The sequence below is a fragment of the Sandarakinorhabdus sp. genome (genome assembly GCF_051860625.1).
Taxonomy (GTDB): Bacteria; Pseudomonadota; Alphaproteobacteria; order Sphingomonadales; family Sphingomonadaceae; genus Sandarakinorhabdus.
Window position 1 is genome coordinate 56,792 of record NZ_JBHYDQ010000007.1, and the last position, 13,157, is coordinate 69,948.

General features: G+C 64.6%; 9 protein-coding genes and 1 tRNA gene. 2 read left to right on the forward strand and 8 right to left on the reverse strand.

Going from position 1 to position 13,157, the window contains the following annotated elements:
* Positions 1 to 32: 32 nt before the first annotated feature.
* The 5 genes from epmB to ACTIEZ_RS08210 form a co-directional block, all read right to left on the reverse strand.
* Positions 33 to 1,037 carry an EF-P beta-lysylation protein EpmB gene (gene epmB, locus ACTIEZ_RS08190; RefSeq protein ID WP_439546179.1) on the reverse strand — a complete coding sequence of 335 codons (1,005 nt, stop codon included), beginning with the start codon at positions 1,035 to 1,037 and terminating at the stop codon, positions 33 to 35.
* 25 nt (positions 1,038 to 1,062) lie between these two features.
* Positions 1,063 to 1,137: transfer RNA gene (locus ACTIEZ_RS08195), tRNA-Val, on the reverse strand.
* Positions 1,138 to 1,219: 82 nt separating this feature from the next.
* Positions 1,220 to 3,610, reverse strand: coding sequence for an endopeptidase La (gene lon, locus ACTIEZ_RS08200; RefSeq protein WP_439546180.1), 2,391 nt, complete (start codon positions 3,608 to 3,610; stop codon positions 1,220 to 1,222).
* Between the two features lie 141 nt (positions 3,611 to 3,751).
* Positions 3,752 to 4,957, reverse strand: a complete 1,206-nt coding sequence (locus ACTIEZ_RS08205) for a CaiB/BaiF CoA transferase family protein (protein ID WP_439546181.1) — start codon at positions 4,955 to 4,957, stop codon at positions 3,752 to 3,754.
* A gap of 9 nt (positions 4,958 to 4,966) precedes the next feature.
* Complete coding sequence (locus ACTIEZ_RS08210) at positions 4,967 to 6,586, reverse strand: MFS transporter (protein ID WP_439546182.1); 1,620 nt, start codon at positions 6,584 to 6,586, stop codon at positions 4,967 to 4,969.
* 52 nt (positions 6,587 to 6,638) lie between these two features.
* Here ACTIEZ_RS08210 and ACTIEZ_RS08215 point away from each other — a divergent pair, with 52 nt between their 5' ends.
* Together ACTIEZ_RS08215 and edd are read left to right on the forward strand one after the other, a co-directional pair.
* Positions 6,639 to 8,219 (forward strand): phytoene desaturase family protein, encoded by a 1,581-nt coding sequence (locus tag ACTIEZ_RS08215; RefSeq protein WP_439546183.1) that lies wholly within the window; start codon positions 6,639 to 6,641, stop codon positions 8,217 to 8,219.
* A gap of 43 nt (positions 8,220 to 8,262) precedes the next feature.
* A complete protein-coding gene (gene edd / locus ACTIEZ_RS08220; RefSeq protein WP_439546184.1) occupies positions 8,263 to 10,077 on the forward strand; it encodes a phosphogluconate dehydratase in 1,815 nt (604 codons plus the stop codon).
* Positions 10,078 to 10,152: 75 nt separating this feature from the next.
* Here edd and ACTIEZ_RS08225 read toward each other — a convergent pair whose 3' ends face one another.
* From ACTIEZ_RS08225 to ACTIEZ_RS08235, 3 genes are all read right to left on the reverse strand, one after another.
* A complete protein-coding gene (locus tag ACTIEZ_RS08225; protein WP_439546291.1) occupies positions 10,153 to 10,554 on the reverse strand; it encodes a pseudoazurin in 402 nt (133 codons plus the stop codon).
* A 247-nt stretch (positions 10,555 to 10,801) separates the two neighbouring features.
* Complete coding sequence (locus ACTIEZ_RS08230) at positions 10,802 to 11,830, reverse strand: DUF2855 family protein (RefSeq protein WP_439546185.1); 1,029 nt, start codon at positions 11,828 to 11,830, stop codon at positions 10,802 to 10,804.
* Positions 11,831 to 11,839: 9 nt separating this feature from the next.
* The gene (locus ACTIEZ_RS08235) at positions 11,840 to 13,132 is read right to left on the reverse strand and encodes an acyl-CoA dehydrogenase family protein (protein WP_439546186.1); all 1,293 of its coding nucleotides are present in this window, start codon (positions 13,130 to 13,132) and stop codon (positions 11,840 to 11,842) included.
* Between the last annotated feature and the right edge of the window lie 25 nt (positions 13,133 to 13,157).

Consider the following 13,157-nt stretch of genomic DNA (forward strand, 5'->3'; position numbering starts at 1 on the left):
AATGGACTTGTTATCGCGGGTTCATCCAGGGGTTACAGCGCAGCAAGCGGCGTCTTGCTGTCGCGGCCGGGCACTTCGCGCACGAAGCGCGGCACGAGATAACCGGCGAGCATGGCCCGCAATTCGGCATCGATGGCACGGGCGCGGGGTTCGTCGACATCATAATGCGCAGCGCCAGCCACGGGATCGGTGAGGTGCATATAGTAAGGCAGCACGCCGCAAGCGAACAGCCGCCGGCAATGCGCGGCGATGGTGGCGGCGTCATCGTTGATGCCAGCCAGCAGGACCGATTGGTTGAGCAACGTCGCGCCCGCTGCACGCAGCCGGGCCATGGCAGCCGCAACGTCGGCAGACAGTTCGTGGGCGTGATTGCTGTGCAGCACGATCACGACGCTGAGCCGTGTGCTGGCAATCAGTTGCAGCAGCGCCTCGGTGACACGGGATGGGATCGCCACCAATGTGCGGCTGTGCAGGCGCAGGGTGGCTATGTGCGGGATGGCGGCAATGGCGGTGACGAGGGCGTCCAGCCGCGCGTCAGGCAGGCTGAGCGGGTCGCCACCCGACAGGATGACTTCCTCGATGGCCGGATCGGCGGCGATGGCCACCAGCGCCTCGGCTTCACGGGCGCGGGTGAGCATGGTGGCGCCATAATCGCTGTGGCGGCGGAAGCAATAACGGCAATGGATCGCGCAGGCACCGCTGGCGATCAGCAGCGCGCGGGAGCGATATTTGCGGAGCAGGCCGGGGGCAGCGCGATAATCGGCTTCCTCCAGCGGATCGGTGAGACGGCCGGGTTGCGGCCGGGCCTCCTGCCCCAGCGCCAGCACTTGCAGCAACAGCGGATCGGCCGGATCGCGCGGCCGGATTTGCGCCAGGAAATGCGGTGGTACCATCACCGGGAAATCGGGATCGGCAATCACGCCGGCCGGGAAATCGGCCGGCGTCAGCCCAAGGTGGGTGAGCAGGCCGGCGGTGCTGATCCGGGCGGCGCGTGCCTGTGCCTGCCAGTCATCGGGAACAGGCAAAAGGATCGTCATAAACTCGCCGGAAAAACGGCGGACGTGGTGGGCGCGACAGGGATTGAACCTGTGACCCCTGCCGTGTGAAAGCAGTGCTCTACCGCTGAGCTACGCGCCCCGACGTCCGCGGGTACACCCTGTCGGGAGCGGCGGATTAGGCGGTTTGGGGGAGACTGTAAAGCCCCCCCTCACCAGATTGATCAGTGCCGCACCGCCGGTTCGATGGCGCCGGCCGCCGGTGGCTGCACGGCCAACGCTTCGGCCTCGTTCCATTCGATGGCGACCAACGGCTTGGTCAACGCCAGCGCCAGCACTTCATCGACGTGGGACACCGGCACGATGGTCAACCCCTGCTTCACATTGTCGGGGATTTCGACCAGATCCTTCTCGTTCTCGGCCGGAATCAGCACGGTGGTGATGCCACCACGCAGGGCTGCCAGCAGCTTTTCCTTCAGGCCGCCAATCGGCAGCACGCGGCCACGCAATGTCACTTCGCCCGTCATCGCCACATCGGCCCGCACCGGCACGCCGGTCAGCGTCGAGATGATCGCTGTCACCATGGCGATGCCCGCTGACGGGCCATCCTTGGGCGTCGCGCCTTCCGGCACGTGGACGTGGATGTCCTTCTTCTCGAACAGGGTCGGGCGGATGCCATAAAGATGGGCGCCGGCGCGCACGAACGACAGTGCCGCCGAAATCGATTCGGTCATCACATCGCCGAGCTTGCCGGTCGTCTTGATCACGCCCTTGCCCGGCGCCGTCACCGCTTCGATGGTCAGCAGGTCGCCGCCCACTTCCGTCCAGGCGAGGCCCGTGACGGCGCCGATCTGGGCTTCCACATCAGCGAGGCCATAGCGGAACTTGCGCACACCGGCGAACTCGGCAAGGTTTTCGGCCGTCACCGTCACGCTGTCCGCTTTGCCTTCCAGGATGCGGCGCAGGGCCTTGCGGGCCAGCTTGGCAATCTCCCGCTCCAGCGTGCGAACACCGGCTTCCCGCGTGTAATAACGCATCAGGTCGCGCAGCGCACTTTCATCGACGCTGAACTCTTCCTTCTTCAGGCCATGGGCTTCGTACTGCTTCTCGATCAGGTGGCGCTGGGCGATTTCCACCTTCTCGTCTTCGGTATAGCCCGACAGGCTGATGATCTCCATGCGATCGAGCAGCGGCTGCGGCATGTTGTAACTGTTGGCCGTGGTGACGAACATCACGTCCGACAGGTCGTAATCGACCTCCAGATAATGGTCGCTGAACGCCTTGTTCTGTTCCGGATCGAGCACCTCAAGCAGCGCCGAGGCCGGATCGCCGCGGAAATCCTGGCCGAGCTTGTCGATTTCATCGAGCAGGAACAGTGGATTCGACGTGCCGGCCTTCTTCAGGCTCTGGATGATCTTGCCCGGCATCGAACCGATATAGGTGCGGCGATGGCCACGGATTTCGGCTTCATCGCGCACGCCGCCCAGGCTGATGCGGATGAATTCACGCCCCGTCGCCTTGGCGATGCTGCGACCCAGGCTGGTCTTTCCGACACCCGGCGGGCCGACGAGGCACAGGATCGGGCCTTTCAGCTTGTTTGTGCGCGCCTGCACGCCGAGATATTCGACGATGCGGTCCTTCACCTTCTCCAGGCCGAAATGGTCGCCATCCAGCACGGCCTGCGCCGCGATGATGTCCTTCTTGATCTTGGACTTCTTGCCCCACGGCAGGCCAAGCAGCGTGTCGAGATAATTGCGCACCACCGTGGCTTCGGCGGATTGCGGCGCCATCGCCTTGAATTTCTTCAGCTCGGCAATCGCCTTTTCGCGCGCATCCTTGGTCAGCTTGCCCTTGGCGATCCGCTCCTCGAACTCGGCGACTTCGTCTTTCTCGTCATCGCCTTCGCCCAGCTCGCGCTGAATCGCCTTCATCTGCTCGTTCAGATAATATTCGCGCTGGGTTTTTTCCATTTGCCGCTTCACGCGGTTGCGGATCTTCTTTTCGACCTGCAACACGCCCATCTCGCCTTCCATGAAGGCGAACAATTTCTCCAGCCGCGCCGCGACATCGGCTTCGGCGAGCAGGCCCTGCTTGTCGGCAATCTTCAGGCCGAGGTTGGCCGCAACCGTGTCGGCAAAGCGGCTGGCTTCCTCGATGGCAGCGATCTGGCCGGAGATTTCCGAGGCGATCTTGCGGTTCAACTTGATGAACTGTTCGAACTGGCCCTGCGCCGAACGCAGCAGCCCGGCGACTTCGGTTTCGCTGCGGATCACATCCTCCAGCTCGGCGATTTGAGCGACCAGATGCGGCCCGCTGGCGTCGAGATCGATCAACCTGGCGCGGCTCTGGCCTTCGACCAGCACCTTGACGGTGCCATCGGGCAGTTTCAGCAATTGCAGCACATTGGCCAGCGTGCCGACGTCATATAGTTCATCGGCGCCGGGATCTTCATCGCCGGGGTTCTTCTGGCTGAGCAGGAACACGGTGCGGCCGGCTTGCATCGCGGCTTCGAGCGCCGCCACGGATTTCTCGCGGCCGACAAACAGCGGCACGATCATCTGCGGGAACACCACGATGTCACGCAAGGGCAGCACAGGCAGGGTCTGGTTGGTCATGATCTCTCCGTTGGGCGGGCAATGGCCCGAACCCGTCTTGCCGTACTGATATGGGAAGCGCCCGCGGCGGGCGCAATGGCATAATCAGCGCAGCCCCATGCCGGGGATACTGCAAGAGCCGTGCCGAATGGGCCAGTGATTTTACGGTGTGTTTGTCGGCTCTGCCACCACACCAGCCGCCAGCAGCGCGGCAATGGCGGCATCATCATAGCCGATGGCGGCAAGAATCTGCCGGCTGTGCTGGCCCAGATGCGGCGCCGGGCCGGGGGTGGCCAAAGCTTCGCCAAAGCGCGCCGGCGGCCGTGCCTGGCGCACGCGGCCGACGCCGGAATCGTGATCGACCGTGATGCAAATGCCGTTGTGCTGCACCTGGTGGTCATCCGGCACGTCGGACAGAGCCACCACCGGGCCGCCGACCGCGCCTTCGCGCACGAAGCCGGCCATCAGTTCGGCCCGCGTGCGCGATGCGATTTCGGCAGCGACTTGCGGCGCCCATTCACGCTGATTCTGCTGGCGCCCGCCCAGCGACTGAAAGCGCGGATCGGTGGCCATATCGTCACGGTTCAGTGATCGGCACAGGGCAATGAACTCACTGGTTTGCAGCGCGCCGATCGCCACCTGGCCATCGGCAGCCTTCCACAGCCGCATCTGTGCGCCATATTCCGGGCTGCGCGGCGGCGCGTCATCCAGAAAGGCATGATTATACATGCCTTCCGGCCAGTTGAAGGCCACCGCCGCATCCAGCATGGCAACTTCGATCCGTTCGCCCGGCGCCCCTGCCCCGGCCAGCGCCCGGCGCAGCAAGGCGGCCGTGATGGCCTGCGCGGCGGTAAGCGCCGTCACCTTGTCTGCCACCAGGTGGCGGACAAGCCCGGGCGTGCCTTCCTTGTCGGTCTGGCTGGCGGCGATGCCGGATACGGCCTGGATCACCGGATCATAGACACGCACATTGCTGTAAGGCCCATCCGGGCCAAAGCCGGTGATGCTGCAATAGATCAGCCGCGGGTTGAGCAGCTGCAATCGCGCCCAATCCAGCCCCAGCCGCGCCAGCACACCGGGGCGGAAATTTTCAACCAGCACATCGGCAGTGCCGACCAGGCGTTCCAGAATCGCCAGCCCCTGCGGTGATTTCAGATCGAGGCACAGGCCCTGCTTGCCGCGGTTGACCGCGATGAACATGGACGACAGATCGGCCTTGCGCGGCCCCAGGGCGCGCACCGGATCGCCGCCGGGACTTTCGACCTTGATGACGTCAGCCCCCTGATCGGCCAGCATCTGGCAGGCCATCGGGCCTGACACGATCTGCGACAGATCTACGATGCGAATTCCGGCCAATGGTCCTGTCATTGGATGCCCTCAATCGTTGATGTCGATGTCGCGCGTGTCCTTCAGGAACAGCAGCATGACGATCAGGCCCATGGTGACCACCGCGATCGTGTACCACAGCCCGGCAAACACATCCCCTGTCGATACGACGATATATTGCGAGATGACCGGCAGGAACCCGCCGAAATAGCCGGTGCCGATATGGTAGGGCACCGACATCGAGGTGTAGCGCACCCGCGCCGGGAACATTTCCACCAGCAGCGCCGCAATGGGGGCATAGGTCCAGCCCGACAGCAGCCCGATCGCCATCACCGCGAGCAGCAATTGCCAGACGATGACCTGATCCGGATCGGCCTTTTCCGGCCAGCCGGCAGCGTTCAACGCATCATTCCACGCCGCCTTGTCGAAACCGGCCACCCGCGCGCCGCCGACATTCAGCGCCAGTTCCGGTGCTTCACGCTTGCTGTACGAAACCCCGCGCTTGGTCAGCCATTCCAGCGCCTGCCCGCAGGTCTGTTCCTGTTTCAGGAAGATGTTGTAATCGCAGGGCGGCAGTTCGACCATGGCCGGCGCCGTGGCCACGGCCTGCGCCAGCGCCGGATTGGCGCCGCGCGCCATCAGGTGAAAGATCGGGAACAGGAAGATCAACGTCAACACAAAGCCCGAGACCAGGATAGCCTTGCGGCCATATTTGTCGGACAAGGCACCGAAGATGACATAGGACGGCGCTGTCGCCAGCACCCCCGCCGCCAGATAGAGCAATGCATCGCGTTCCGGCAGGCGTGCCGTGTTCTGCAGGAAATACAGCGTGCCGAACTGGCTGGTGTAGAAAATCACCGTGAAGCCCGCCGAAATCGCCAGCGCCACCAGCAGCCGGCCCTTGTTGCCCGGCGCGGTCAGCGCATCCTTGAACGGGTTCTTCGATGTGGTGCCAGCCGCCTTCATCTTCTGAAACACCGGGCTTTCCGACAATTTCAGCCGCACCCACAAGGATATGGCCAGCAGGAAGATCGACACCAGGAACGGCACCCGCCAGCCCCAGGCGTTGAACTGTTCTTCCGGAATGATGGCGCGGGTGGACAGCACCACAGCCAGCGTCAGCATGAAGCCGCCGGCTGCCGCCGCCTGAATCCAGCTTGTATAGGCGCCGCGCTTGCCCTTGGGCGCATGTTCGGCGACGTAAATCGCCGCACCGCCATATTCGCCGCCCAGCGCCAGCCCCTGCAGCGTGCGCAGCACCAGCAGCAGGATCGGCGCCAAGATGCCGGCCTGTTCAAAGGTCGGCAGCAGGCCGATGCAGGCTGTCGCGCCGCCCATCATCGCGATGGTGATCAGGAACGTGTATTTACGCCCGACCCGATCGCCGAACCAGCCAAACAGGATCGCGCCCAAGGGCCGGAAGAAGAAGCCGATGGCAAAGGCGAACAAGCTGAACAGCAGTTCGGTGGTCGGGTTGCCGGTGGCAAAAAACAGCTTGCCGAGCAGGCTGGCGAGGATGCCGTAGAGGAAAAAATCATACCATTCGAACACGGTACCGAGCGAACTGGCGACAATCACCAACCGATCCCGTTTCGGATCGATCACGTCCTCAATCACTGCCGACCCTGCGCTCAAGTTCTGGCCTCCCCGCCGTTCCCCGGCTTTCCGCATAGCGGATGCGACGCCAGTTGCAACCGGGTGCGGCGGCAGGCAAGCCGGTGCCATGCGATACGATGCGATCATCATCGGTGGCGGCCACAATGGCCTGGTGACGGCCTGGTATCTGGCCCGCGCCGGCCAGAAGGTGCACATCTGCGAGGCGCGCGCCATCGTCGGCGGCGCCTGTGTCACCGAGGCATTCGCGCCGGGTTTCCGCAACAGCAGTGCCAGCTACACCGTGTCGCTGCTGCAGGAACGGGTGATGGCCGACATGCGCCTGGCCGATCATGGCCTGCGCATCGTGCCGCGGCCGCTTGGCAATTTCCTGCCACTGGCGGGCGATTATCTGAAAATTGGCGCCGGGCAGACGCAAGCCGAGGTGGCGCGCTTTTCCGCCCGCGATGCCGCCGCCCTGCCCGCCTATGAAGCGCGACTGGAACGGCTGGCCGACCAGTTGCGGCGCTTGGCGTTGATGATCCCACCGGGCCGCGGGTTGAAAGGGCTGGCGGCGCTGGCGGTGCAGGGCTGGCCGCTCACCGGGCTGGACGTGGCCGAGCAGCGCGATCTGCTGGCGCTGTTCACGCGGTCTGCCCGCGAATTTCTGGATGGCTGGTTTGAAAGTGACCCGATCAAGGCGGTACTTGGGTTCGACTCCATCGTCGGCCATTTCGCCAGTCCGGGCACGCCGGGATCGGCCTATGTGTTGCTGCACCATGTGTTCGGGCAGACGAACGGCGTGAAGGGCGCCTGGGGCCATGCCATCGGCGGCATGGGCGCGATCACCCAGGCCATGGCCAAGGCGTGTGCGGCGGCCGGCGTGTCCATCGGGCTGGAGCAGCCGGTGGCGAGCGTCAACATTGCCGGCGGTCGCGCTTGCGGTGTGACCTTGGCCGACGGCCGCGTGCTGGAGGCCAGGGTGGTGGCCAGCAATGTCGGCCCGGCGCTGCTGTTCGGGCGGCTGGTGGACCGGGCCGCCCTGCCCGCCGATTTTGCCCGCGCCATGGATGGCTACGCCACCGGATCGGGCACGTTCCGGATGAATGTCGCGCTGTCGAAATTGCCGGATTTTGCTGTGCTGCCGGGGCCGGGCGACCATCACGGCGCCGGCATCATCATGGCGCCATCGCTGGATTACATGGACCGCGCCTACACCGATGCCAAAGCCAACGGCTGGTCGCGCGCACCCATCGTGGAAATGCTGATCCCCTCCACGCTCGACGACACGCTGGCGCCGCCGGGCGCCCATGTCGCCAGCCTGTTCTGCCAGCAGTTCGCGCCGATATTGCCTGATGGCCAAAGCTGGGACGCTGTGCGTGAAACCGTCGCCGATCTGATCATCGACACGGTCACCGCCCATGCCCCCAATTTCAAGGCCAGCATCATCGCCCGGCAAATCCACTCGCCGCTCGATCTCGAACGCAAGTTCGGCCTGGTTGGCGGTGACATTTTCCACGGCCGCATGAGCCTCGATCAACTCTGGGCCGCGCGCCCGGTACTGGGGCACGGCGATCACCGCATGCCGATCCCCGGCCTCTATCTGTGCGGCAGCGGCGCGCATCCCGGCGGCGGCGTCACCGGCGCGCCCGGCCACAATGCGGCGCGGGCGATCCTGCGCGATCGACGCTTTGCACGCTTGCGGGTGTAGGGCAGGCCTCAACAAATGCCGCCGGAACGCCTACCTTGCGGCGATGACGAATCTGCACCCCACCATCGCCTGCGTGACCGCACGCATCATCGAACGCAGCCGCACCAGCCGCCGCCGCTATCTGGATCTGATCGACAGCCAGCGCGACGCCGGGATGAACCGGACCAACCTGTCCTGCTCCAACCTCGCCCACGGCTTTGCGGCAGCGCTTGATGACAAGGGCGTCATCAAGGCCGGCGCCCGCGTGAATATCGGCATCGTCACGGCGTTCAACGACATGCTGTCGGCCCATCAGCCCTATGGCCAATATCCGCCGCAACTGAAATTGTTCGCCCGCGAAGTCGGCGCCACCGCGCAGGTGGCCGGCGGCGTGCCGGCGATGTGCGACGGTGTCACCCAGGGCCAGGTCGGCATGGAATTGTCGTTGTTCAGCCGCGATGCGATCGCGCTGGCCACGGCGGTCGCGCTGTCGCACGGCATGTTCGAGGCGGTTGCCCTGCTCGGCATCTGCGACAAGATCGTGCCGGGCCAGTTGATTGGTGCGCTGCGGTTCGGCCACCTGCCGATGCTGTTCGTGCCGGGCGGGCCGATGCCAACCGGCTTGCCCAACAAGGAGAAACAGCGCATCCGCCAGCTCGCTGCCGAAGGCAAGGCCAGCAAGGCCGAACTGCTGGAGGCCGAAAGCGCCAGCTATCACAGCCCCGGCACCTGCACATTCTATGGCACCGCCAACAGCAACCAGATGATGATGGAGGTGATGGGCCTGCATGTGCCGGGCGCCGCCTTCGTCAATCCCGGCACGGGATTGCGCACCGCGCTCAATCGCGCGGCGATGCACCGGCTCGCGGCGCTGGGCGCATCCGGCGAGCGCGCGCTGGGCGTGTGTGTGGATGAACGCGCCATCGTCAATGCCATCGTCGGCCTGCTGGCGACGGGCGGGTCGACCAACCACGCCATCCATCTGCCGGCCATCGCTCGCGCCGCCGGCATCGCCATCGACTGGCAGGATTTCGACGAATTATCGGCCGCGGTGCCGTTGATCGCGCGCGTCTATCCGGGCGGGGCGGCAGATGTGAACCAGTTTCACGCGGCCGGCGGCATCGGCTTCACGATCCGCACATTGATCGAGGCCGGGCTGTTGCACGGCGAGATCCCGACCGTTGGCGGCGAGACGCTGGCTGACTATGCCCGCGAGCCGGTGCTGGATGGCGACGCGCTGGCCTGGCAGGACGTGCCGGCCAGTCGTGACGAGACGATCCTGCGGCCTGTGAGCGATCCGTTCCGCCCCGATGGCGGCATGCGGCTGGTGCAGGGCAATTTGGGGCGCGCCATCTTCAAGACCAGCGCGGTGGAGGAATCGCGCTGGACAGTCGAGGCGCCGGCGCGGGTGTTTGACGATCAGGACAGCGTGCTGGCCGCCTTCAAGGCTGGCGAACTTGATCGTGACGTGGTGGTGGTGGTGCGCGGCCAGGGTCCGCAAGCCAATGGCATGCCGGAACTGCACAAGCTGACGCCGGCACTGGGCGTGTTGCAGGATCGCGGGTTCAAGGTGGCGTTGGTGACGGATGGCCGCATGTCCGGCGCCTCGGGCAAGGTGCCAGCCGCCATCCATCTGGTGCCGGAGGCCATGGCCGGCGGACCGATCGCGCGGCTGCGCGACGGCGATGTGGTGCGGCTGTGTGCGCGCGATGGCGCGCTGGCGGTTCTGGTGGATGCGGCCGAGTTCGCGAACAGGCCGGCAGCGGTGATCGCACCGGCGGGGGACGGCACGGCACGTGAACTGTTCGCGTTTTTCCGTGCTGGCAGCGATGATGCAGAGGCAGGCGCTTCTGCCATGCTGGCGGCGGCGGGGTTGTAGGACGCAAGCCCCACTCCCAAAACGAAAACGGCCGGGGCGTCGCCGCCCCGGCCGTTCATCCAGCGGGAAAGAAACTTACTTGGCCTGCGCCAGATAGGCGGTCATGCGCTTGGTGGCCAGCGGCGGCAGCTTCACGGCCTTGGCTTCAGCCAGATTGGCCGACGGACCGTTGCCGGCCTGCACCACGGCGACCATGCCCATCGAGGCATGCGGCAGGCACTTGATGCCATAGATGCCGGGCTTGCCGACCTTCAGCACGAATTCCTTGCCCATCGCGCCCTTCTGCTCGGCTTCGCCAGCCGGCAGCATGCCCGGGATCGTCTGGGCATTGTGGCCCGGATTGGTGGCCAGGAACTTCACGGTGTCGCCCGGCGCAGCCTTGATGAAGGCCGGTTCGAACACCATGGCGCCTTCGGCACCCTTGTTCAGCATCTTGACCGTGATTTCCTTGGCGGCGGCCGGAGCAGCGATCACCATGGCGGCAGCAACAAAACCCAGAATCTTCACATCAAATCCCCTTGGTTCGGCGGCCAATTGAAAGGGCAACGCCAGTCTTGTCCAACACGCCGCGCCCAACATGAACGAGCGACGGCGCGGTCTTACGCGTGCTGCGGTTATTGCTCAAGAGGGAGACGATTGTGACACGTTGTCCATGTTCCCTTCTGTGCCAGTCCCGCAGTCAAGCGGGTGAATGCCACCACACAGCTTGCACGAAGCTGAACGGTTACAGGCTGGCAACAATCCCGACAGCCGGATCGATCTGCCCATGCACCAGGCGTGCCCAGGCCGCCGCGACATGATCGGCGTCGGTCACCCGTTCCACCTGCAACCAACCAAGCGTGTCGGCAAAGCCGGCCCAGGCCGCGTTCAACTTCGCTTCGTAACCAGCCTGGCCCCATTGTGCGACCCGTTCCTGACCGACCGTCGGCGCAAAGAATAGTTTCGGCACCGGGCCAGGCAATTTGGCGGCATTGGGCTGCTGCCAGTGGGTGTCGCCCACGATATGGCTTTCGGTCAGGCGGTCGGCCAACAAAGTGTGCACGTCGGTCCGCACGCCGCCATGGCCGGCAAAATCGACATAGGCGATGGCATCGCCAGGCACGCTGCTGATGTCATCATAGCTGAAGACCTCATCATAATAGCCGGTGCCAAGGCAAAAGGCGCGGTTGCTGGCCGACGTCAGGCCGACCACACGCTGGCGTCCCTTAGCGGCCTGGGCGACCCCAAGCGCGGTTTTGGACGACGCCGACGACAAGAGCAGCGTATCGACCGGCCGGGTGGCCAGCAGGCAATCAATCAGAAAGCTGGTGGCATAAAGCGGCCGGAACAGACACTGCAAGGCCTCATCGCCCCACGCCGGGCTGGCCGGGCTGTAGCGGTTGTAGATCGGCGGCAGGCCGGTGCGATGCGGCGCGCCGTCGGTAAAGCCATGGGCCGACATCTGCACGGGCGTGAGCACGGCTTCGCTTGCCATCGGCCAATAGCCGAACCAGCGGCTGCCCACCGCGATGCCATCGGCCTGGCTTTCCACAGCGCGGCCAAAGCCCCACACCGGCACGATGCCGTGCCCCTCGGGGGCCGGGAAGAAGCGCCAGTAACCGAAATCCTCGCCATGCACGGCGTAGGTGACATTGTTGGCGGTCAGCGCGAAATGCTCGATCACGAAGCGCGCCTCGCCAGCGTCGATCGGGCCGGGGTCGGGCAACGCGATGGTATCGGCAAGCGCACCGATGCGGGCGGCAAGTATCGTCATTTTCGGTCCTTACAGATCGGCAAACAACTGCTTGCGCGGCCCCAGATAGCCGAACAGATAGGCGGCCACCTTGCGCATCTGGATCTCCTCCGAACCTTCGGTGATGCGATAGCGGCGGTGGTGGCGATAGATATGCTCGAACGGCTTGTGCCGGCTGTAGCCGATGCCGCCGTGCACCTGCATGGCCCGGTCGGCTGCTTCACACACCAGCCGGTTCGCCCAATAATTGCACATGCTGATCTTGTCAGACAATTGGCTCTCGATGGCTTCGTGCGGCATGTGATCCATGTCCCACGCCGTCTTGTAGATCATCAGCCGCAGCATTTCGCACTGGGTCGCCAGTTCCACCAGCGGGAACTGGATGGCCTGGTTCTTCGACAGTGCCTCACCAAATGGCTTGCGCGTCCGGGCATAGCGCACGCTTTCCTCCACGCAGAAGGTGGCGGCGCCCAGCGATGATGCCGCCTGGCGAATGCGGTTCTGGTGGACGAAGCTCTGCGCCAGCGAAAGTCCCTGGTCAGGAAGTCCAAGCCGCGTGTCGTCCGGCACCCAGACATTGGTGAAGCTGACGCGCGGGTGATCGGTGGGCATGTTGAACGTCCACAGATATTCCTCGATCTTCAGCCCTGGCGTGGTGGTCGGCACCAGGAAACAACTGATGCCACGCGCCGCGCCATTGTTGCCACTGGTGCGGCAGAAGGTGGCGCAATGGGTGGCGACATGCATGCCGGTCGTCCACATCTTCTCGCCATTGATCAGCCAGCCATCCACGCCATCACGGGTTTCCGGCACGGCGCGGGTTTCCATGTGGGTGGCGTCCGATCCGTGGTCAGGCTCGGTCAGGCCAAAGGCGGTGATGCGCTGCCGCGCAAAGCCGCCCAGGATGAACTCCTCCTGCTGGGCCGGCGTGCCAAAGGCTTCGAACATGGCAACGAACGGGAAATTGCCGACGATCGAATGTTCATTCTGCAGATCATTATGCAGCCCCAGGCCCTTTGCAGCGAAATGATCGCGGATCACCGCCATCCACAAATTGCTGCCATCCTTGCCGCCATATTTCTTCGGCGCCGAAAAACGCCAATGCCCGGCCTTGTCGGCGCGGATCGTGGCTTCACGCAGCAGCAATTCCCATTCATGGCGCGGCAGGCCGCCATTTTCGAAATCGGTGCGCGCCCATTCGCGGCGATGATCGAAAAAGCGAATATTGTCGTCCTGGTTCTCCAGCGGCTTGATCTCGGCCGCGATGAACCCATCCAGCTCGGCCAGATAGGCCTTCAGATCTTCGGGCAGTGAAAAATCCATTGGCTTGTCCTCCGATTGCGCGGCT